The sequence below is a fragment of the Mediterraneibacter sp. 210702-DFI.5.30 genome, from assembly GCF_020560115.1.
Classification (GTDB): domain Bacteria; phylum Bacillota; class Clostridia; order Lachnospirales; family Lachnospiraceae; genus Mediterraneibacter; species Mediterraneibacter faecis.
Genome location: NZ_JAJCME010000003.1, coordinates 35436 through 56879 on the forward strand (window position 1 = coordinate 35436; position 21444 = coordinate 56879).

The following is a 21444-nucleotide window of genomic DNA, read 5'->3' on the forward strand; positions in this document are numbered from 1 at the left end:
TCAATTATTACGAGTATGAAATTACAAATGTCCAATCAGACTATGATTATGCTTTCCATAATCCATTAAGATTACAATAAGCATAAACTTTCACTTCGCTCTTTTCGAATACTTGTGCTATCTCAACATTCAACAGCTACTTTTATAACACCATCTTTCTTATTCTCAAAGAGATCATAAGCCTCTTCAATCTTACTGAGAGGATAGGTATGCGTGATAAGGGGTTCGGTATTGATTTTTCCTTCAGCAATCAGTTTTAATGTTTCTTCACAGTCGCATCCATCCACTCCACCGGTTTTAAAGATGAGATTCTTACCATACATGTCTGGAAGTGGTAAGCTTTGTGCTTTATCGTAAAGTGCAACAACTGTCACAATCGCATTCGGTCTTGCGCATTCCCAGGCTAAACGAAATGTAGACTCTGCACCTGCAACTTCCAGGACAACATCTGCACCGCCGTGGTCACTTGTATTCTTAACAAAAGTCTCACATTCTTCCGGAGAAATAGTAAGTACATCTGGGTAATGTTCATTGATAAAATGTATACGTTCCTCATCTTTTTCACACATAATAATGTGTTTCGGATGCTTTAGCATAACACAAAGTAATGTACAGATACCAGTCGGTCCTGCACCGATGATCAACACCGTATCATCTTCTGTGATTTCAGAGATACGAGTTGCCCAGTAACCCGTAGCCAGTACATCTCCTACGAATAATGCCTGTCGATCGGTAACTTCATCCGGAATCTTATTTAATCCCTGATCTGCGAACGGTACACGCACATACTCAGCCTGACCGCCATCAATACGACATCCAAGAGCCCATCCGCCATTCTGATCCGTACAGTTATTGACATACCCTTTTTTACAGAAATAACATTCACCACAAAATGTCTCAACATTTACAGTTACTCTGTCTCCCGGCTTCACATGAGTTACAGCTTCGCCAACTTCTTCAACAATTCCAACCATCTCATGACCAACTGTAATTCCTGGAACTGCACGAGGAACACTTCCATGCTTAATATGTAAATCACTGGAACAGATACTGGCAAGTGTAACCTTTACAATCGCATCCCTTTCATGCATAATCACCGGTTTAGGTTTTTCTGTTAATTCAAATTTTCCTTTTGAAACATATGTATATGTCTGCATCGTTTTCCCCCATCATCTTCAAAATAATATAAAGTTGCTTATTCTTTTGGATTATCTCCATCACGATAAGGTACAGTAGCTGCCGGAACAACCGTTGAAGCCGGTTCGGTATGTATATCCTGATCATCAAAGAATATATGCGCTCCAAATGCTGCAAGTATTTCTGTCTTGCTGACACCGCCTAAGAAGAACGCTTCATTGATTGATACGCCCCAGTTGCGGAGCGTTTTCACTGCACGTTCATGCGCCGGAGCATTTCTAGATGTAACCAGTGCGGTTCGGATTGGCTGAATATCCTTTTCTTTAAACAGCTGTTGTACATAAGACAGCTTTGTCAGGAAGTTAGCAAACGGACCTTTTGCCATCGGCGTGTTCGCATTCGCTTTCTCATGTTCTTCAAATGCCTGTATTCCGTTCTTCTGAAAAATCTTTTCAGATTCGGCTGAAAAGAGAACTGCATCTCCATCAAAAGCAATACGGATCTGATCTATCTTTTGCTTTGCATCCGCATGTGCCGCTCCAGTCAAAATAAGACCCGCTGCAATTCCATCGTTAATAGCCGATTGTACATCAACAGAATTTGCTGACAAAAACAAGTCTGTCTTAAAGGCTTTTAAATAGGGAGCAATTTCCGCTCCGCTTGTCAAAGTCGCTCTTGTAATATCCAAGCCATAATACTGTATAGAATTAAAGATACGAAGACATGTGTTTGCATTGTTCCGTGACATAATGATCACTTCCACCAGTCTTCCCAATCCTGTGTTATTCAGTTTCAGAAAAGCTTTGATCAATTGGAACGCAGCACCTTTCTGAAGAATCTCATTCTCATGTGCTACCTGGTAAGCCTCATATGCTTCAACGCCTTGTTCTTCGAATATTTTATTCTCCTGTTCAAGATTAAATAAAGCTCTCGAACTAATCCCTATTACAAGAGGTTTTGATAAATCATATGGCATATTTTATCGCCTCCGATCAAAAAAAGAATCACGTATCAATCACATCTTTCTTACATTATACGTTTCCATACTATGAGATACAAGTAAGAATATATATAAGAAAAGATTATTTTTTGAATTCCACTGCGTGTTTTCTCTTCCACAGTGGAAATAAGTTACGCTGACATACATAATTCTTTCGTTCATCTATTGCAATCGCATGAAAGAATGTCTTCCACAGATCCGTATACTCATCTTCGTACTCTTCTGTCTTTCTCAATGTCTGAAATTCTTCATCTGTCAGATATCGGAGATAGTTCTCACCATCTTTCGGATGAACACAAGCTGTTTTGCGATTATCATCTATGATCATCCACTGTTCTGAAGGCATGCGGTCTGCAAAATGTCTGCCAATCAACATAATGACATCACTTTTTGGCTCCAGATGGCTGACATAGACGTTACTTGAATTCAATCGTTCAAATCGTGCGAACTCTCTGAAATGATGACTTTCGTTAGACACTTTACGACGCAATTCTAATATCCGCATCACACGTGGATTCGCATATTGCTGTAGTACACTCTCTCCAATTTTGAATCCGACACGAAGGAAATTATAAATTGCCTGCAGTGCATCTTCCTCGACAGATAAAGTCACCAAATAGATATTCAGATATGCTTCATCCGAAATATCTCTCCGAATCGAGCGAATTACTTTTTCTGCTTTGGAAAGATCTTGGTCTACATGAATATATTCATCAAATATCGTTTGCTGAAATACAGGTTCTTTTTTTAATTGTATCTGGTCATGACCAATCAGTAAAGCTTCAGACCATGCATCATAGATACAGGTCATGATATCTTCCAGACGGTCTTTACAAGTAAATATCTTCATCAGCATACTCCAAAATCTGTCAATGTCATCTGGGTAAATGATTCATTCGCATGTTGTGTGTTCCATAGATCTTTCTTGTCTACACTTATTAGTTGTCGCGTAATATAAGATGCCTCAATAGGAGTATGGTACATCTGTTTTCCGCCACACGTGATGAAATAATGCGCACGCTTTAATACTACTCCCATCTTCTTCAGGCTTGCATAATCAAGTCTGCCATAACGTCTTGCATAAGTGATACGACTTGCTGATTTCGGTCCGATTCCCGGAACACGAAGCAGTGTTGCATAACTCGCTTTCTCTACTTCTACTGGGAACTGCTCCAAATGGCGTAATGCCCAATCACACTTTGGGTCAATCATTTCATTAAAATTCGGCTGTTCTGAAGATAATAGTTCTCCTGCCTGAAATCCATAGAACCGCAATAGCCAATCAGCCTGATACAGTCTGTGTTCACGTAAAAGCGGTGGTGGCGTTCCTATCTCCGGCAACACATTATCTTCGTTCAATGGAATGTATGCTGAATAGAAGACACGCTTCAGATCAAAGCCTTGATACAATGCCTGTGTCGTCTGCAATAATGTATAATCACTCTCACCGGTCGCACCAATGATCATCTGCGTGCTTTGTCCTGCCGGAGCAAAACTACGCTTCAATCGGGACATATCATGAGGTGCCAACTGGTTCGCATTCTCCCAGGTAAGTGCATGATCCAGTGACGTGTATTTTTTGTAAGATTCTAATCGATTCATCTGAGAATTCTGAGAAATGGCTTTATCCTTCTTCTGAACATTCAAGCACTCAGAAAAAATACCTGCAATCAAAAACTTATTCCCGCCACTTCGCTCCATATAAGCTGACTTTCCGATTGCCATTCTGTGAGATGCAATCGTACTCTGCACCTTACCCATAGGATTCAGAATGTTCTGCATGGTCTTGTTTGGAGCCAGTGTATGCAATCCTTCTTCCGTGGGCAATTCAAGGTTGACACTGATACGATCCGCAAGATATCCTGCTGCCGCAAGTAGCTCGTCGGATGCTCCCGGAATCGTCTTAATATGAATATAACCGTTAAAATGGTATTTTGTTCGAAGCAGCAATAATGTCTCGCACATCTTCTCCATCGTATACGTCGGATTCCTTAAGATTCCGGAACTTAAAAACAAGCCTTCGATATAATTACGCTTATAAAACTCTACTGTTAAGTCACAGATTTCCTCCGGAGTAAAAGTAGCCCGCTTTACGTCATTGCTCTTGCGATTAATACAATACTTGCAATCATAGGCACAATGATTCGTCATCAAAATCTTAAGCAACGAAATACATCTTCCGTCTGCTGCAAAGCTATGACAAATGCCACATGCCTCTGCATTGCCGAGCTCTCCTTTCTTTCCCCGTCGGCTGGATCCACTTGAAGTACATGCAACGTCATATTTTGCTGCGTCAGCAAGAATCTGCAGCTTTTCCTGTGTTGTATAATTACTATTTCTAATTTCTGTATTCATATTTTCATTATACAAACAGTTGTTCGATAATGCAAGTATTATTTCGAACAGACGTTCTTTTATAACTGCTCAATATGTTTTGAGCATTCTTAAAATACCTGAAAAATCAAGATTTTTTCTCTATTATCCTCACCCGGAAACAGATCTGAAGTATTAATCTCATCATAAAAAATCAACTGTTCCTGAGTCATTAAAATACTGATATATTCTTCTGAAGGATAATAGAAAAATAATAATATATCTCTCGGATTTTCATAATAAGATTCGTAAATCCTTGCTAAAACTGACTGTAATATCTCTACAGAAAAAGGATTAAAAAAGTAACAGCGATCCACTTCCGACGGAACTTCATAATTTTCTGCACTGCATAATACAAACTCCGTGCGTGATGCGGAAACGGATACTTCTTTATTATCTGCTGCTCCTTTATAAATCCGTTCATCATACTCTACGCCTATTGTCTTGCATCTTGTTTGATACGAAAGATAAAAACATACCCGCCCTTTTCCGGTTCCATAGTCAATTAGAGTATTATTTTTCCTGATCAGTCCACTGTTTGCCAGGCGCTCCAATACCATATAAGACGTTGGTTCATAAGGATATCGATACTGATCTGAATGAGAGTCATCCCGCCCGGTTGTCTTTATCTTCAGGAGTTTATCCCATTGTGTTTCATTTTGATTCATTTCTTTCGATCCTTCATTTTTATGTTTGAAATATCCCCCGGTATTTTCCCAAGTTCTGTTACCATGTACATAATCTGGCTTCCTTCTTCTTTCAGCCACTTAATTGACTTTTTATAATCTGGGAACACCTTCTCCACTTCCGACCAAAATGCTTTCGAATGATTCATCTGTTTTCTATGGCACAATTCATGAACCACAACATAATCCAACACCTCAGGAGGCGCAAGCATCAACAGACAGTTAAAATTCAAATTCCCTTTGCTGCTGCAACTTCCCCATCTTGTTTTCTGATTTCTGATGGTTATATTCCCGTAAGTGACTCCGATTATTCTTGCGAAATATTCTACTCTAGCCGGAATTATTTTAAGAGCCTGGTCTGCAAGTGCCTTGATTTTATCGAGTGTCACGTTTTCTACATTTCCCGATTCAACACTTTTCTTCTTTACTTTTATTTCATTCATCTGTTTGCTTATCCAAGCTTCATTCTTATTAAGAAATTCCTCAATGTATTTCTCTGTGACACCATACGGAGCCCTTACAGTGACACTTAGATCAGAATTTACCTGAATAGCTATAGTTTTTCTTCGGGATTTAATTACTGTAACTTCCATAAAATGTACCTTTATAATAAATTTTTATATATTCTTTTGCATCTGATTGCGTACCTTATCAATCAACGTAACATCCGGCGGTTCTGTAAATGTCAGATAACTTGTCGTTAATATCTTTCCCGGTATACCTTTATCACGCAATTCAGCTAGTACTTGCTTTAACGGTACCAGTCCATCTTCGGTAATAAATGCCACGCTAATATAAAAAGCATCACAATGGCGAAGCTCTCGCTCAATTGCAACAGATACTTTTGTAATCATTTATAATTTCTACAATATCATTTAACGTACTAACTCAAATTATATCATACATACGTTTATCTGTGGAAATAAAGTGCATGGATTAGAATGGGTAGATTATTTAATTGTGAAATAATTTCCAAAATATATTCGTTTCTTTTTATTGACTTTTTGCTACTATGGGGGTACAATCGTAGCTAAGAAATGGGTTTTTTACTGAGTAATGTCTTCGGACTGGAAAAGGGTGCTCGTTTCTTTTTTTATGTTCATTATATCATACAGATACATTTTACCATCTTTTGCATGTCGAATAACCATTATTACATTAAAAACATTATATCTTTCAATTTCCCCAACTTCATTAAACACTGGCAAAGCAAATCTTGACTCATAACGATACCAACCATACATTGCATCTATAGTATGTTTTTCTTTATAATTTTCAGTAAATTTCTTTCCGGCTGCAATTTCAATCAATTCTGGTAATCCCTGTGCGGCATTAGCTTTTGCCTTCGCATTTGCTCCTTTTAAAATATGTGTATAATTTGAATGAGTATACTCATCCGGTAAATCTGTTCCAATATAAACTGCATCTATGCTATGTTGTCAATCAACTACCGTCTCACCTCTCATCATATTTTCGCCCATATGTTTTTATGAAATAGAAAAGACAGGCCCGAACTCCTTGTAAATCAAGGTTTTTCGTCCTGTCATTAATATAACATGTGCTCCTGTAACTGATATCAGCAAAGCACGTTTCCTCCGTTCTGTTATCTTACCGATTATCAATTTTCTCCGGAAACATATCATGATTACTCATACGATTCCAGGCAACCTGCTCCCAGTTGGTACCTGGCTTTCCATAATTACAATACGGATCGATGGACAAACCTCCACGTGGAAGGAATTTTCCCCAGACTTCTATATATTTTGGTTCAAGAAGCTTGACAAGATCTTTCATAATTATATTGATCACATCTTCATGAAAATCTCCATGATTTCGGAATGAGAACAAATACAATTTCAAGGATTTACTCTCCACAAGACGTTCGTCCGGAACATAGGAAATCGTGATCGTTGCAAAATCTGGCTGTCCGGTGATTGGGCACAGACTTGTGAATTCCGGGCAATTGAACTTGACGAAGTAATCGTTTTCAGGATGTTTATTCTGAAATGCCTCCAATACAGACGGATCATAATCCATACGGTATTCTGTTTGCTGATTTCCCAATAATGTTAAATTTTCTTTTTCTCTCATTGCTTCCTCCTCTATCTCAACGCAGGGTCTTCTACGTGATTCGCCTGAAATGCTGCTGCGCGATCAATGCATGTTCCGCATTTTCCACAAGGCTTCTCTCCCCCTTCGTAACAGGACCATGTCAACTCATACGGAACTCCCAGTTCTAATCCAATCCGTACTACTTCGGCTTTGGATACATTTACAAAAGGAGCCTCTATTTTCAGCTGATGTCCGGAGCCTTCCCAGATTGCTTCATTCATCGCCTGATTGAATACCGGTGAGCAATCCGGATAAGCAAAACCGGCAGAATCATCTGCATGAGCTCCATAATAAATCACTCCACATTCCTTACTCAGTGCGATACTTGCTGCCGAAGAAAGAAATAACCCATTTCGGAACGGTACATATGTGCTTACAGGCTTATCGCCATTTGTTTTTGAAATCTGCTCTGCGTAACTCTCCTCCGGAATTTCTTCCGTGGACTGTTGAAGCAGTGAACAATTGCTATATTGAAATATCTTGCTTAAATCCAGGAACAGATGCTCCACGCCATAATATTCGGCAACTGCTATTGCAGCCCTGATTTCTTTATCGTGCTTCTGTCCATAGGAAACCGAGAGTGCAATCACCTGCTCTTTCCCGTACTTTTTGATTGCCAGTCCTAATGCCGTTGTTGAATCAATTCCTCCACTAAAGAGAACTAATGCTTTCATCTCTATCACCTCACTACTTATTTATACGCCCCGTTCATTTGGATCCCAGATTACTTTATGCATCTGAATCTGCAGACGCACACCATTCAACCGATGTTTCAGCATAAATTCTACAATCTGCACTGGTTCTATGGATCCAAAAACAGGACTAAGATACACATGACACCTGTTTGTCAGATTATAAATCTGAATCACGTCCAGTGCTTTTAACAGATCTTTCTGGCTGCCACATACAAACTTTACAGTATCATCCTTTCCAAGCAGTTCCATGTTCTCTGGTATCATATATTCTTCGCACCCACTTGACGGTAACTTATAATCCATTGTAAATACCGGTCGTTCTTCACAAAATGCAGATAAATCAACTGCGCCATTTGTCTCAATTTCGACCTGTAAACCGGCTTGTAAAAGAAGGTGGATCAATTCTCTGATGTCTTTTTGCAGTAACGGTTCTCCACCTGTAAGTGTCACATTGTGAATTCCGGTTCCTAAAACATAATTTAAAATCTCTTCCGGGGTTTCCTCTTCATATGGGCAATCCGGTTCATTGGCCCACATAGTATCACAATAGCTACAACGCAGGTTGCACCCTTTGAAACGAACAAAGACTGCCAATTCTCCCGCCCGTGTGCCTTCCCCATTAATACTGGTGAATTTTTCTACTACTTTCATCTACTCTTCCTCATAAACCGCACAATTATTCGGTGTCTCATATACTTCCACACAATGAACCTCATATCCCAATTCCGTTAATTCCTTGTAGAAATAATATGCGAAATTCTCTGCCGTAGGACGAAAAGAAACTTTCTCCAGATGAAAGTCCTCATTCTGAAGTGCAGCTACTGTTTCTGCTTTCAGTGATCCTGTCTCGTAAATCAGACTATGATCAAAGGAATCGCAAAGTTTTTTCAGATCCTTTTTCAGATTACCAAAGTCCACTACCATTCCTCGTGTCTGTCCTTCTTGCTCCAGCTCCTGACTTTTGATTTTTGCAACAACATTCCAACGATGTCCGTGGATATTTCTGCATTTTCCTTCGTATTTCCATAAAAAATGCGCTGCGTCAAAACTGGCTTTTGTTTGCAAATAATACATATTTCAACTCTCCTGTATTTGAAATGTATGTACCTTTTAAGAGCTGTGTATCCTAAGCGGAGCGTTTTATATATATGGAAAATATTTCCTGAATATAAAAAGCTCTGCGTACTTCTTTGCACGCAGAGCCTAGAATCTTCTTAACTAGCCCTGGTTTTGTTTTTCGACAGGAAGGTACAAATGAACTGTCGGCTGTTTTTCACAGCATGAAAATTATACCACAGAAAATCAGTTTGTCAAATTGGTTTTTCTATTTTAACGAAATGGTGTCCTATTTCCTATATTCTATTCTCCCAGGAAATATCTTCCGTAAGCATCTGCTGCTTTAATTGCTGCGCATACAGTCTCAGGTGTCACCTCAAATGGCATGTTATGAAGTGTATCATTCTCTGCACAGGCTGCTGTCGCAACTGCCATAAGCTTCTCGTCTGTCACTTCTGTAATACCAAGTTCTTTTAATGTAACAGGAAGTCCCAGTTCAATGCACCAATCTATAATGTCTTCCAGTTCTTCTGCCGGAATGTCTTCCAGAACAAGCTGTGTGATTGTTCCAAATGCAACTTTCTCTCCATGATACATATGATGACACTCGTCCAAAACTGTGAATCCATTATGGATTGCATGTGCTCCTGCAAGACCGCCACTCTCAAATCCGATTCCACTAAGCAATGTATTAGCTTCAATTACCTTCTCAACAGCTTTTGTGCAGGCTCCTGCTTCCAGAGCAAGTTTTGCCTTCACACCTTCATTCATCAATGTATCAAAGCACAGTTTTGCGAGTGACATCGCTGCCATAGTAACATTTCCACCAGCACAAGTTGTTGCTTCGCTAGCCTGACAGGCTCTTGCTTCAAAATAAGTTGCAAGTGCATCACCCATTCCGGAAACTGTCAGTCTGACTGGTGATTTTGCAATGATTTCTGTGTCCATCAGAACCATGTTTGGATTAGCTGGGAGGAATAAGTATTCTTCGAATACGCCTTCATCAGTATAAATAACAGAAAGTGCACTGCATGGCGCATCTGTAGATGCAATTGTCGGACAGATCAGTACCGGCACTTCTTTGTAATAAGCAACTGCTTTCGCAGTATCAAGGATCTTTCCTCCGCCAATACCAATAACAACATCACAGCCCTTTTCATTCATAACGGCTACCAAACGATTAATTTCTGTCTTGCTACATTCTCTGTTGAAATACTCATACACTGGTTCAATATCATATCCTTCAAATCCAACTTTGAGAACGTCTTCAATACGTTTATACCCCGACTCTGTGATCAGTACAAGTGCTTTTTTACCATACTTCTGAGCATATTCACCCAGCTTTTTCATCTCACCTGCACCTTGAACATATTTGCTTGGACTACATAAAATATTTGCCATTTTTGTCTGCCTCCTAAACTCCTTATTTGTATGTTATTAAATTAACAATCTAAAGATATTGTAGTCCTTCTCAGCAAAAGTGTCAATAAAATCCAATTGAATTTTCTGTAAGAAATCGGCTATATAATCACTACTCACAGCTGTCTGTATCAAACAACCCTTTTATTCATCTCAACGTGCAAACACCCCTGCTAAAAATCCCCTCTTCTTCACCTGCTGGACTTCTGCCCCACTTCTCATAATCAGCGCAAACATTCCCATATTGCGAAGATCCTGCCGCAGGTTCACTGCCTGTTCTTCTGCCAAACCATCTTTTACTAAGAATGGCGTATCATTCAGGCTCACATTCTTCGGGAAATCATATTTTCTCGCGATGCTTACAAACTCTGACCTCTTTCCGATGTAATCAACCATACTTCCAAGCGCGATCACCTGTTTTGAAGGATACACCGATGGATCTACTTCATACACTTCTTTTTCATCACCGACTGGTTCAAACTTATATTTTGCTGTATAGAAATCCAGTGCCTCCTCAATATAAGAACACGCCTCTCCGTCAAGCTCTTCATACAAAACACACGGTAAACTCGCTACAATTCTTCTTGTTTCTGTTTTTTCCATTCCTGTTAAAATCTGCAGAAATTTAGCAACTTCCAATTCTTTTCCGTTACAATCAATTAATGTTACTTTATAAAATAGTTCTTTGTTTATCATAGCCTTGCTCCATTTTCATTTTTTATAACAAAAATTTTATTTTATTATAACTGAAACAGGGTGATACTGTCTACAGATTTTCTGTTTACAGCACCACCCTGTATTTTACTTATTTTCTCACTGAATAAAATTTAAAAATTCTCAGATTTCATTTCCAGCCTGATATCCGCTGCGGATTGCTGCTGAGATATCTGCTGTTCTCTCACCGCTACAGTCTCCAACATATACAAATGGAACTGTCAGCTTACTGTCGTCGAAGAGATTCTTCTTAGACCCAAGTGCATTCACAATTGTATCAGCTTCAATTGTAACCTCTGACTCGTCTTTTGTATTCACAGCATGAATCACATTATTCTCGATGGAATTCACTCTTGTATTCACATACTCTTTTACATCGTGTTCTTCAAAGTCTTTTTTGATCAGTGGCATTACTGTCTCGGATTCTCCTGTTGCAATCTGATCCAGCATCTCGACAATGCTTACTTTGAGACCTTTCTGTGCAAGGAATTCTGCTGTTTCAGTTCCAACTAATCCTCCGCCAAGTACTGCACATGCTCCACTCACTTCGCATCCTGCAAGAACATCCCAGGCAGAAACAACATTGCTGTCTGTAACAGACATTGGAAGATCCATGTTATGCGCACCGATGGCAAGAATTACATGATCAAACTTATTCAGCTCTTCACAATCTGCTTCTGTATTTAATTTCACATCTACAGAAAGTTCTGGTAGAATCTTCTCATAATATTCAATAGATCTTAAAATCTCGCTCTTTCTTGGCGGAACTGCTGCCAAATGAATCTGTCCACCAATCTTATCTGATTTCTCAAATACGGTTACTTCATGTCCACGTTTTGCTGCAACTCTTGCTGCCTCAAGTCCGGCGATTCCTGCACCTACAACTGCAACCTTTTTCTTCTCGTCTGCAGGTTTGATAAATATAGTTCCTTCGTTTCCGTTCTCTGCATTTAATACGCAGGAAATGTATTTACGTCCCTGAATTGCATCTACGCATCCTTTATTACAGTTCAAGCATTCTCTGATGCACTCTCCGGATATAGCTTTATTGGCAATATCTGCATCTGCAAGCATGGAACGTCCATAAGCTACGATATCGGCATCTCCGTCTTCGAGGATCTTCTCTCCTGCTTCTAAGCTGACAACACGACCAACTGTTGCAACCGGAACTGATACCAGTTTTTTCACTTCTCTGGCTACCGGAAGTGTCCAGTTATACGGAACATCTCCCATCGGCGGGATTGTATCTCCCATGTTTCCTGTATGGTTCGCCTGAGCAACCTGAATCATATCGATTCCAGCCTCATCAAGCATCTTTGCAAACCGGATTCCTTCTTCTGCCTCAAGTCCGCCTTTTCCACGAAGTGATCCATCAGGATTTACTGTAATGATTGGCAGTTTATACTCAATCATAAGATCCGGTGCAGCTTCTTTGATTGCTGCTACTACTTCGAGTGCATATCTTGTACGGTTCTCAAGACTTCCTCCATACTGATCTTCTCTATGGTTCAGAATTTTTGAACAAAGGGAACCAAGAAGACGATCTCCATGTACTTCAATCGCATCGATTCCTGCTTTCTGCGCCTTTGCTGCACATGCAGCGATACTGTTTTTAATATCTTCTAACTGCTCAACCGTTGCCTCTGTTACAAAATGCTGCATATCATGATGAAGTTTTGCATAAGCGCCTTTCGTAAGTCTGTCGCATTCTTCCATCTGTTTCTTTGCTTCTTCTGCGTTTCCCTCTGCCTGTGCTTTTGCCGCAGCCTGTCTTGCAATACCTGCCTCCATGATCATGCGTCCAACTCCAGGAACATCATACTCCGGATGGAATAACTGAAGTGCAAGCTTACAATCATACTTATGTAATGTATCTGCCAGATTTTTATATACTGGAATCTGACTGTCATCATAAAGCTTTGGTGTCGGTGAAGCTGTTCTTACAGGAGCTACATCTCCGATAACAACATATGCTGCTCCACCTTTCGCAAGTCTTTCATAGAAATTCAGACTTCTCTCCCCAATCGATCCGTCTCTTTCTTCATAACCTGTTGTGAGCGGTGGAAACATGATTCTGTTTTTAAAAGTAAGATCTCCAACTTTAATTGGTTCTGATAATTTATTCCCCATCTTTTTTCTCCGTTCTGCTTTATTTTTAATGTCTTTCAAATTAACATACTTGAGACTTCATGCATAATTTTTGTCAGCATTTGCTGACATCTCTTTTAGCAATTATAATTCTTCTGCCAGTTTATGTCCTGCAGCAATTGCATCTTTCAGAGTTCCGACTTTATCACAGTCTCCGATAAAATGAACTCTCTCTTCTGTAGTCTCTACCTTGTTCGGTGCATAACCGACTGCAAAGATCAGTGTATCCGCATCTGTGATATGATATTCCTGTCCGTCTTTCTCATAAGTGATCGTAGTCTCATCAACCTTCGTCACCTGACTGTTCAGTTCAATCTTCACACCTTTTCTCTTGAGTCTCATTGTCAGCTGACTCTTAGCTGCTCCGCCTTCACCCGGCATCAGTGATGGCGTCATCTCGATCACTGTAATGTCACGGTTTGCAGGGAACATGTCATCAATCAGTGGTGCAAGATAATCTGCTGTCTCACATCCGACCGATCCGCCTCCAAGAATAACAATCTTTCTTCCCGGATATTTTCTTCCTGCAAGTACATCATCTGCTGTCATTGTCTGCTTAAATACTTTGAATGGAGGGATTTCCTTCGGAACTGCTCCTGTAGAACAGACAACCTCATAATCCTTAAATTCTCCCGCAAGCATTTCCGGTGTTACTTCGCAGTTCATACGAACTTCAATTCCTTCGTTTTTCAGACGACGTGCCATGAATTTGATTACTTTACAAAGTTCCTGCTTGGCGATTGGAACTGCTGCAAGTCTTAAGAGTCCTCCGAACTCACCACTCTTTTCGCAAAGAACAACCTCATGTCCGCGTTTCTTGGCAACATAAGCCGCTTCCATTCCTGCCGGACCTGCACCGATCACAAGAACTTTCTTCTTCTCGTCTGCTTCTTTGATCTCGTCAGACTCTACAGATGGATTCACTGTACAGCTGATCGGATTACCAAACATGATTCCTGTCAGGCAACGTCCACATCCGATACATGGACGGATATCATCTGTTTTTCCTTCTGCAGCTTTATTAACAAATTCACTGTCACACAGGTTCGGACGACCAATCATACAGATATCTGTCTTTCCGTTTGCGATAAGTTCTTCCGCTACCCATGGTTCATTGATTCTTGCAACTGTAGATACCGGAATATTCACATGCTTTCTGATCTCCTCACTTGCGTGTGCATGCGGTGCCGGTGATGTACCAGGTGCAGGCATGGAACTTCCTCTCTTGATCGTATTTCCTCCGGAAACATGGATGAAATCAACACCTGTTTTCTCAAGCTGTTTGGATACATAGATCATGTCGTTCAGTGTCAGACCACCTTCACTGTACTCATCTCCTGAAATACGAACATCAATAATGAAATCATCACCACAAAGTTCACGGATCTTTGCAATTACTTCAAGTGTCAGTCTGAGACGTCCGTTAATGTCTCCGCCGTACTCATCTGTTCTCTTATTATAAAGTGGTGTGAGGAATCCACCGAGCAGTCCATGCGCATGTGCACACTGGATCTCGACTCCGTCTCCGCCTGCGATCTGGAAACGGCGTGCAGCCTCTCCAAACTGCTGAACAAGTACATGCAGTTCTTCTACTGTTACTGCTCTCGGTGCTGACTTCGCATAATAAGGACCGACATTGGACGGTGCGATCAGCTGAGGCGTTCCCGGAATTGGAAATGCCATATAAGCCGGATGAAATAGCTGTGCTAAGATCTTCGTATCATACTGATGCACTGCATCTACCAGTTTCTTCCATCCCGGAATATAAGAGTCATCATAGATTGACATATCTCCCGGCAAGTATGTATATACCGGCTCTACTGTCGTAACTTCTGTAACGATCAGTCCAACTCCGCCCTTCGCTCTGGCTGAATAATGCTCAACCAACGCATCTGTCACATAGCCTTTATCTGCCATGTTTGTGGAAATCGGCGGCATAAAGATTCTGTTCTTTACCGTTGTCTTCCCAATCTTAATTGGTTCAAATAAATGTGGAAAATATTCATTCATTTTCTGTTCCTCCAATTTGTTTTCTTTTCCCGTTCTTTTATCATCTCGCTGCAGATTGAAATTGATAAATTTTTCACTATTATATTATACCAGTTTTTTAATAATTATGGTGTTGTATTTGTATGATTTTTACAACTCATTCTCTTACAAATCAATATAATTATGCGAATAATCAAAAAGAGTTTCTGAATCTTGTGAATTTTCACACAATCCAAAAACTCTTTTTGTTCATCTTGTTCTTTTGTCTTACGATTATTTTAACTTATAATCATTTCTGCTTCTGTGTATATCTTAACTTTAGACATTGAATACTGACGAATCTTTTTATCCAGTAAATCCATTGTAAGAAGAACACCTTCTATTTCAGATATTCTCATTTGTACCAACTTTAGATCCTGATATATATAGTCAGGAATCATACCAAATCCGACAATTTTCACTTCCTGTGGGATGTTCACTCCATACTTTCGAAGCGCCGTCAACGCACCGATTGAAATCTGTTGATTTTCAAATAAAATTCCTTGCGGAAGCGGATTTTTTCTCAACCAGTCTAACAAAGTCTCCGTTATCTTTGGAATTTCATCTCCAAGATCAAGAATATGTTTTGCAGATGCAGTATCTTCGTTAGACTTTGTATTTAAAAATGCTTCTTTACGAACTCGATAATTATAATTATCTTTCCCTGTGCAGAAATAATAAATATCTGATGCACCTTCCTTGTACAGATAATCCACAGCACTTTTTAGCATTTGTCTATTGTCTGTACATACGCTGCTATACCGACTATCTGGAAGTTCACAGTCATAAAGAACCAATGGTTTTTTGATTCTTTCAAGCAGGTTTTGATCTTCTTCTTTTAATTCGGTTCCAAAAAGAAGAACGCCTGCCACAAAATCCATATTACATTCCGTAATTACTGCTTCTGTTTGCGCAATGTCATCATTTAAATACGTCACTCCATAAAGATATCCAAGTCTTCTTGCTTCAGAATCAAATGTAGCAAGTACATTTGACCAGAGATCTGTTTCTGAATTACACGCAGCACCTTTGCTGTGATTAACGATCACTATTTTGATCATCTGATTCACCGGATGGCCAGACACTGTAACGATATTCTCTTTTACCGGAATCACTCCGTTATTCTTCTTCATTTCTTCCAAACATTCCAAAACCATTCTTCTGGTTTCTTCATTCACACCGGGTTTTCCATTCACCGCAAGCGAAACTGTCGCTTTGGAAACTCCGAGATGCCTTGCAATGTCTACCATCTTTATCTTCATGTGTGATGCCTCGTTTTTTCTAGATTGTAGTAAAATTAATTTCAAAATCGTCATATATTCAAACTTTAACTATTTCTGAAAATGAATACTGTTCGTAATCATTAATTCTTATATTCCTTTATTATCCTATATAACTCATTGTTTTATTATTATAACAAACTATCTTGAAATAAGACAGTTTTTTGTGGGTAATATTTATGGATTATATTTTTGTTGCTCTTCATTTCATACATGTAGCTATGAACACATTTTTAGGAAAAATAAAAAATAGACAATGAACACTTTGAATTGCGAACATTGTCTATTTTCAACCTTTGATTTTACTGGGATTCTTAGAATTTACCAGCCTTTGCAGCTTCTTCTACAGCAACTGCTACAGCAACAGTCATACCAACCATCGGGTTGTTTCCTGCTCCGATAAGTCCCATCATCTCAACGTGAGCCGGTACAGATGAAGATCCAGCGAACTGTGCATCAGAGTGCATACGTCCCATTGTATCTGTCATTCCGTAAGAAGCCGGTCCAGCTGCCATGTTGTCTGGGTGAAGTGTACGTCCTGTACCACCACCTGAAGCAACTGAGAAGTATTTCTTTCCAGCTTCGATACGCTCTTTCTTATATGTTCCTGCTACTGGGTGCTGGAATCTTGTAGGGTTTGTAGAGTTACCTGTGATAGATACGTCTACATTCTCTTTCCACATGATCTTAACACCTTCTACTACGTCGTTAGCTCCGTAGCAGTTAACTTTCGCACGAAGTCCTTCAGAGTATGCTTTACGGAATACTTCTTTCAGTTCTCCTGTGTGATAGTCAAGCTCTGTCTCAACATATGTAAATCCGTTGATACGTGCGATGATCTGAGCAGCGTCTTTTCCAAGACCGTTCAGGATAACACGCAGAGGTTTTTTACGAACTTTGTTTGCTTTCTCAGCGATACCGATAGCACCCTCAGCTGCTGCGAATGACTCGTGTCCAGCCAGGAATGCGAAGCACTCTGTATCTTCTTCAAGAAGCATTTTTCCAAGGTTACCATGTCCAAGACCAACTTTTCTCTGATCTGCAACAGATCCCGGAATACAGAAAGACTGAAGTCCTTCTCCGATTGCTGCTGCTGCATCAGCTGCCTTTGTACATCCCTTTTTGATTGCGATAGCAGCACCTACTGTGTAAGCCCACTTAGCGTTCTCGAAACAGATTGGCTGAATTCCTTCAACCATCTTGTAAACGTCAAGACCAGCTGCTTTAGTTACTTCTGCAGCTTCTTCGATGGAGTTGATTCCATACTCAGCGAGTTTTGCAAGAATCTGTTTTTCTCTTCTTTCATATGATTCAAATAATGCCATTGAAATAGTCCTCCTTACTCTTTTCTTGGGTCAATGATCTTAACAGCATCGTCAACACGTCCGTACTGTCCTTTTGCTTTCTCAAGCGCTACAGCCGGCTCGTCTCCAGCTTTGATGAAGTCCATCATCTTACCGAAGTTTACAAACTGATATCCGATGATCTCGTCATCTTCGTTCAGTGCGATTCCTGTTACATAACCATCTGTCATCTCAAGATAACGAGGTCCTTTTTTCAGTGTTCCGTACATTGTACCAACCTGTGAACGAAGTCCTTTTCCAAGGTCCTCAAGTCCTGCTCCTATCGGAAGTCCGTCCTCTGAGAATGCACTCTGAGTTCTTCCGTAAACAATCTGAAGGAACAGTTCTCTCATAGCTGTGTTGATAGCATCACATACAAGGTCTGTATTCAGAGCTTCAAGAAGTGTTCTTCCCGGAAGGATCTCAGAAGCCATAGCTGCGGAATGTGTCATTCCTGAACATCCGATTGTCTCAACAAGTGCCTCCTGGATGATTCCGTCTTTTACGTTCAGTGTGAGCTTACAAGTACCCTGCTGTGGAGCACACCAGCCTACACCGTGTGTAAGTCCGGAGATATCTTTGATTTCTTTTGCCTTTACCCATTTAGCTTCTTCTGGAATTGGAGCTGCGCCATGGTTTACGCCCTGGGCTACCGGACACATCATTTCTACTTCGTGTGAATAAATCATGTTAATACTCCTTTCAATATGTATGATTTTCTTCGTATACGGTACACTATTTTTTTCGCACAAAAACTGACAGCTCTGCATTATTTTTTAACACTGAACTGTCTGCGCGGTGAGAAGTTGATTTGTCACCTGCCACAAACTCTTTCTCCCTGCACCATATGTATTTATTTTCGCACAATTTGTCGCATTCGTCAATCACAACTTTGACAAGATTTTCACCATCTGAGGGAAAGAATTATATAAATATGACACTTGACAAATTTATGTATAAGAAAAGCAGCTTCTGTATCCTTTTGGAAACAGTTACTGCTTCAACTTAATCTTTTCTTATTACACCGGCATCTCTTCCACCAGACGTTCCTTCAGCATCTCCAACGCTGCTTTCACAGTATCCAGTCTGTTCTCCATCCGGCTTCCATTCCAACGACACTCTTTCACTGTCGTCTTCCCATTCAGATAACATCCAATATATACAAGACCAACCGGCTTTTCTTCTGTTCCACCTCCAGGCCCTGCAATTCCTGTTGCACTTAGTGCCGCATCCGCATTCGCAGCCTTTGCCGCACCCTCAGCCATCTCATGCGCTGTCTGTTCACTCACGGCACCGTAAGTTTCAAGTGTCTCATGAGAAACGTGAATTAGACGTTCCTTTGCCTCATTCGAATACGTAACATATCCCTCGTTCAGCACATCTGATGCTCCTGCCACATTGACTAACGTTCCTGCAATCAATCCACCTGTACAGGATTCTGCTGTTGTCACATGAAGTTTACGCTCTGCAAGAAGATCTACTACAACTTCTTCCAGACTTTTCTCACCTGCAGCTTTCTCTTTAAAAAACCACTCCAGATACATCTCTTACATGCCTCCCTTTGTAAGAACCTCTCTGTTTGCCCACACATAGTCTACCAGAGAAATCACAGTAAGTGCTGTGGCAATCCAGATCAGTACTGTTCCAACCATGTCGAATACACCGCCAAAATCAGCAATCAGAACAATGATCATTGCCATCTGGGATACTGTCTTGAATTTTCCCCAGTAATTTGCTGCGATAACAACGCCATTATCAGATGCTACCAGACGGAAACCACTGATAATAAACTCTCTTGCAATAATAACAATAACAACTGCTGTCGGAAGTTTTCCTGAAGGAATCAGACAGATCATTGCTGAGCAGACAAGAAGTTTATCTGCCAGCGGATCCATAAACTTTCCAAAATTTGTTACAAGATTGTATTTTCTTGCAATCTTACCATCCAGCATATCTGTCAGACTTGCAACAATAAAAAGTACAAGTGCGATCCATTTATTCGCAGCTCCGCCTACATCTGTCAACATAAAGAAAACAAAAAACGGAACCATTATCACACGTAATACTGTTAATTTGTTTGGTAAATTCATACTACATCAACTCTCCTATCAAATCATAATCTAATGCTCCGGTCACTTTAACCTTTGCAAAATCTCCGGAAATCAATTCTACGTCAGTATTGATAAAGATCAGGCCATCTACATTCGGTGCATCACGATAAGTTCTTCCAACGTAGGCATTCTCATCTGCAACTTTACCTTCGATCATGACAAGAACTTCTCTTCCAATCATGTCTTCCGCTTTATCGAATGCAATTTCCTGCTGAAGTTCCATGATATCTGCCTGACGATCCTCTTTCACTTCTTCATCAATCTGATCTTCAAATGTGGCTGCCGGTGTATCTTCCTCCGGAGAATACGTAAATGCTCCAAGACGATCAAACTCAAGTGTGTCAATGAATTCCATCACCTCTTCATGCTGCTCCTGCGTCTCTCCCGGAAAACCTGTGATCAATGTTGTTCTAAGACAGATATCCGGGATTTCCTTACGAAGCTTCTGCACAATGTCAATCAGCTCCTGTTTTGAAGTTCTACGTCCCATTCTCTTCAAGATGGTATCATTCGCATGCTGGATTGGGAGATCAAGATAATGACAGATCTTCGGTTCTTCTTTCATTACCTGGATCAGTTCATCTGTGATTTCCTCCGGATAACAATATAAAATACGGATCCAACGGATTCCACTGATCTTGCAAAGTTCACGGAGCAGCTTTGGAAGAGATTTCTCTCCATAAAGATCTTTTCCATAAAGCGTTGTCTCCTGAGCAACAAGAATCAATTCTTTTACGCCCTGCTCTGCCAGATCCTGTGCTTCTTTCAGAAGGCGTTCCATCGGTACACTTCTAAAGTTTCCACGGATTTTCGGAATGATGCAGTACGTACAATGTTTGTCACATCCTTCTGCGATCTTCAGATATGCAAAATGTCCTCCTGTTGTTACAAGACGCTTCGTCTCCGGTAATGGAAGAGCATCAAGGTCAGCTGTCATAACTTCATGTTGTCCTGCAAGTGCCGCATCTACCGCATCCAGAATGCGATCATATGCAGTTGTTCCAAGAACTTCATCTACCTCCGGAATCTCATCAAGAATCTCCTGACGATAACGCTCTGCCATACATCCTGTAACGATCAATGCCTTTGCACTGCCATTCTTCTTATATTCTGCCATCTCAAGAATATTCTGGATGCTTTCCTCTTTCGCATCATGGATAAAACAACAGGTGTTGATCACAATAATATCAGCCTCCTGTTCATCATTCGTCATCTCGTAACCTCTTGAAGCAAGCATTCCAAGCATTACTTCTGTATCCACCAGATTTTTATCACATCCTAAGGATATAAAAAGTATCTTCATATATTAGTAAAACCTCCTGGTCATCCTCTCTAAAAAATA

Annotated in this window: 22 protein-coding genes; all 22 read right to left on the reverse strand. The window is 40.3% G+C overall.

What is annotated here, in order from left to right; translation table 11 throughout:
* Positions 1-122 precede the first annotated feature (122 nt).
* Entirely contained in the window at positions 123-1157 is a 1035-nt protein-coding gene (locus LI126_RS03815) for an alcohol dehydrogenase (RefSeq protein ID WP_227164849.1), read from the reverse strand.
* 38 nt (positions 1158-1195) lie between these two features.
* Positions 1196-2113, reverse strand: a complete 918-nt coding sequence (locus LI126_RS03820) for a 5'-nucleotidase (protein WP_196020444.1) — start codon at positions 2111-2113, stop codon at positions 1196-1198.
* A gap of 106 nt (positions 2114-2219) precedes the next feature.
* Complete coding sequence (locus tag LI126_RS03825; protein WP_227164850.1) at positions 2220-2987, reverse strand: TIGR03915 family putative DNA repair protein; 768 nt, start codon at positions 2985-2987, stop codon at positions 2220-2222.
* Positions 2987-4492 carry a putative DNA modification/repair radical SAM protein gene (locus tag LI126_RS03830; RefSeq protein ID WP_227164851.1) on the reverse strand — a complete coding sequence of 502 codons (1506 nt, stop codon included), beginning with the start codon at positions 4490-4492 and terminating at the stop codon, positions 2987-2989. Before LI126_RS03830 ends, LI126_RS03825 begins: the two co-directional genes overlap by 1 nt.
* 89 nt (positions 4493-4581) lie before the next feature.
* Complete coding sequence (locus LI126_RS03835) at positions 4582-5178, reverse strand: class I SAM-dependent methyltransferase (RefSeq protein ID WP_227164852.1); 597 nt, start codon at positions 5176-5178, stop codon at positions 4582-4584.
* Positions 5175-5789, reverse strand: coding sequence for a M48 family metallopeptidase (locus LI126_RS03840; RefSeq protein WP_227164853.1), 615 nt, complete (start codon positions 5787-5789; stop codon positions 5175-5177). Before LI126_RS03840 ends, LI126_RS03835 begins: the two co-directional genes overlap by 4 nt.
* Before the next feature lie 24 nt (positions 5790-5813).
* On the reverse strand, positions 5814-6050 hold the full coding sequence (locus LI126_RS03845) for a hypothetical protein (RefSeq protein WP_227164854.1): 237 nt from the start codon (positions 6048-6050) through the stop codon (positions 5814-5816).
* 192 nt (positions 6051-6242) lie between these two features.
* Positions 6243-6506 carry a hypothetical protein gene (locus LI126_RS03850; RefSeq protein ID WP_020435624.1) on the reverse strand — a complete coding sequence of 88 codons (264 nt, stop codon included), beginning with the start codon at positions 6504-6506 and terminating at the stop codon, positions 6243-6245.
* 298 nt (positions 6507-6804) lie between these two features.
* A complete protein-coding gene (gene queF / locus LI126_RS03855) occupies positions 6805-7287 on the reverse strand; it encodes a preQ(1) synthase (RefSeq protein WP_015529797.1) in 483 nt (160 codons plus the stop codon).
* An 11-nt stretch (positions 7288-7298) separates the two neighbouring features.
* Positions 7299-7982 carry a 7-cyano-7-deazaguanine synthase QueC gene (queC, locus tag LI126_RS03860; RefSeq protein WP_055148056.1) on the reverse strand — a complete coding sequence of 228 codons (684 nt, stop codon included), beginning with the start codon at positions 7980-7982 and terminating at the stop codon, positions 7299-7301.
* 21 nt (positions 7983-8003) lie between these two features.
* Positions 8004-8654, reverse strand: coding sequence for a putative 7-carboxy-7-deazaguanine synthase QueE (gene queE / locus LI126_RS03865; protein ID WP_227164855.1), 651 nt, complete (start codon positions 8652-8654; stop codon positions 8004-8006).
* A complete protein-coding gene (gene queD, locus LI126_RS03870) occupies positions 8655-9077 on the reverse strand; it encodes a 6-carboxytetrahydropterin synthase QueD (RefSeq protein WP_196020430.1) in 423 nt (140 codons plus the stop codon). It abuts the gene before it with no gap.
* Positions 9078-9362: 285 nt separating this feature from the next.
* Positions 9363-10460, reverse strand: coding sequence for a glycerol dehydrogenase (locus LI126_RS03875; RefSeq protein ID WP_015529793.1), 1098 nt, complete (start codon positions 10458-10460; stop codon positions 9363-9365).
* A gap of 171 nt (positions 10461-10631) precedes the next feature.
* Entirely contained in the window at positions 10632-11174 is a 543-nt protein-coding gene (locus LI126_RS03880; protein WP_117861399.1) for a hypothetical protein, read from the reverse strand.
* A gap of 141 nt (positions 11175-11315) precedes the next feature.
* Positions 11316-13322: a bilirubin reductase, long form gene (bilR, locus tag LI126_RS03885; protein ID WP_227164856.1), complete on the reverse strand. Its 2007-nt coding sequence runs from the start codon at positions 13320-13322 to the stop codon at positions 11316-11318.
* Positions 13323-13424: 102 nt separating this feature from the next.
* Positions 13425-15350, reverse strand: coding sequence for an NAD(P)/FAD-dependent oxidoreductase (locus LI126_RS03890; RefSeq protein WP_227164857.1), 1926 nt, complete (start codon positions 15348-15350; stop codon positions 13425-13427).
* A gap of 257 nt (positions 15351-15607) precedes the next feature.
* Positions 15608-16630, reverse strand: a complete 1023-nt coding sequence (locus LI126_RS03895) for a LacI family DNA-binding transcriptional regulator (protein WP_227164858.1) — start codon at positions 16628-16630, stop codon at positions 15608-15610.
* A 332-nt stretch (positions 16631-16962) separates the two neighbouring features.
* The gene (locus LI126_RS03900; protein ID WP_020435632.1) at positions 16963-17973 is read right to left on the reverse strand and encodes a GGGtGRT protein; all 1011 of its coding nucleotides are present in this window, start codon (positions 17971-17973) and stop codon (positions 16963-16965) included.
* Between the two features lie 14 nt (positions 17974-17987).
* Positions 17988-18680 carry an iron-sulfur cluster assembly scaffold protein gene (locus LI126_RS03905; RefSeq protein ID WP_023923083.1) on the reverse strand — a complete coding sequence of 231 codons (693 nt, stop codon included), beginning with the start codon at positions 18678-18680 and terminating at the stop codon, positions 17988-17990.
* Positions 18681-19010: 330 nt separating this feature from the next.
* Positions 19011-19535 carry a CinA family protein gene (locus LI126_RS03910; RefSeq protein ID WP_020435633.1) on the reverse strand — a complete coding sequence of 175 codons (525 nt, stop codon included), beginning with the start codon at positions 19533-19535 and terminating at the stop codon, positions 19011-19013.
* 3 nt (positions 19536-19538) lie between these two features.
* A complete protein-coding gene (pgsA, locus tag LI126_RS03915; protein WP_015529784.1) occupies positions 19539-20081 on the reverse strand; it encodes a CDP-diacylglycerol--glycerol-3-phosphate 3-phosphatidyltransferase in 543 nt (180 codons plus the stop codon).
* 1 nt (position 20082) lies between these two features.
* Positions 20083-21405, reverse strand: a complete 1323-nt coding sequence (gene rimO, locus LI126_RS03920; RefSeq protein WP_055156636.1) for a 30S ribosomal protein S12 methylthiotransferase RimO — start codon at positions 21403-21405, stop codon at positions 20083-20085.
* Between the last annotated feature and the right edge of the window lie 39 nt (positions 21406-21444).

Bases quoted from the DNA above. Each gene is read 5' to 3' on its own strand.
- LI126_RS03835 (WP_227164852.1), bottom strand. From the start codon at position 5,178: ATGAATCAAAATGAAACACAATGGGATAAACTCCTGAAGATAAAGACA.
- LI126_RS03820 (WP_196020444.1), bottom strand. From the start codon at position 2,113: ATGCCATATGATTTATCAAAACCTCTTGTAATAGGGATTAGTTCGAGA.
- queE (WP_227164855.1), bottom strand. From the start codon at position 8,654: ATGAAAGTAGTAGAAAAATTCACCAGTATTAATGGGGAAGGCACACGG.
- queD (WP_196020430.1), bottom strand. From the start codon at position 9,077: ATGTATTATTTGCAAACAAAAGCCAGTTTTGACGCAGCGCATTTTTTA.
- bilR (WP_227164856.1), bottom strand. From the start codon at position 13,322: ATGGGGAATAAATTATCAGAACCAATTAAAGTTGGAGATCTTACTTTT.
- queC (WP_055148056.1), bottom strand. From the start codon at position 7,982: ATGAAAGCATTAGTTCTCTTTAGTGGAGGAATTGATTCAACAACGGCA.
- LI126_RS03895 (WP_227164858.1), bottom strand. From the start codon at position 16,630: ATGAAGATAAAGATGGTAGACATTGCAAGGCATCTCGGAGTTTCCAAA.
- LI126_RS03890 (WP_227164857.1), bottom strand. From the start codon at position 15,350: ATGAATGAATATTTTCCACATTTATTTGAACCAATTAAGATTGGGAAG.
- LI126_RS03815 (WP_227164849.1), bottom strand. From the start codon at position 1,157: ATGCAGACATATACATATGTTTCAAAAGGAAAATTTGAATTAACAGAA.
- LI126_RS03825 (WP_227164850.1), bottom strand. From the start codon at position 2,987: ATGAAGATATTTACTTGTAAAGACCGTCTGGAAGATATCATGACCTGT.
- queF (WP_015529797.1), bottom strand. From the start codon at position 7,287: ATGAGAGAAAAAGAAAATTTAACATTATTGGGAAATCAGCAAACAGAA.
- rimO (WP_055156636.1), bottom strand. From the start codon at position 21,405: ATGAAGATACTTTTTATATCCTTAGGATGTGATAAAAATCTGGTGGAT.
- LI126_RS03905 (WP_023923083.1), bottom strand. From the start codon at position 18,680: ATGATTTATTCACACGAAGTAGAAATGATGTGTCCGGTAGCCCAGGGC.
- LI126_RS03875 (WP_015529793.1), bottom strand. From the start codon at position 10,460: ATGGCAAATATTTTATGTAGTCCAAGCAAATATGTTCAAGGTGCAGGT.
- LI126_RS03830 (WP_227164851.1), bottom strand. From the start codon at position 4,492: ATGAATACAGAAATTAGAAATAGTAATTATACAACACAGGAAAAGCTG.
- LI126_RS03910 (WP_020435633.1), bottom strand. From the start codon at position 19,535: ATGTATCTGGAGTGGTTTTTTAAAGAGAAAGCTGCAGGTGAGAAAAGT.
- LI126_RS03880 (WP_117861399.1), bottom strand. From the start codon at position 11,174: ATGATAAACAAAGAACTATTTTATAAAGTAACATTAATTGATTGTAAC.
- LI126_RS03845 (WP_227164854.1), bottom strand. From the start codon at position 6,050: ATGATTACAAAAGTATCTGTTGCAATTGAGCGAGAGCTTCGCCATTGT.
- LI126_RS03900 (WP_020435632.1), bottom strand. From the start codon at position 17,973: ATGGCATTATTTGAATCATATGAAAGAAGAGAAAAACAGATTCTTGCA.
- pgsA (WP_015529784.1), bottom strand. From the start codon at position 20,081: ATGAATTTACCAAACAAATTAACAGTATTACGTGTGATAATGGTTCCG.
- LI126_RS03840 (WP_227164853.1), bottom strand. From the start codon at position 5,789: ATGGAAGTTACAGTAATTAAATCCCGAAGAAAAACTATAGCTATTCAG.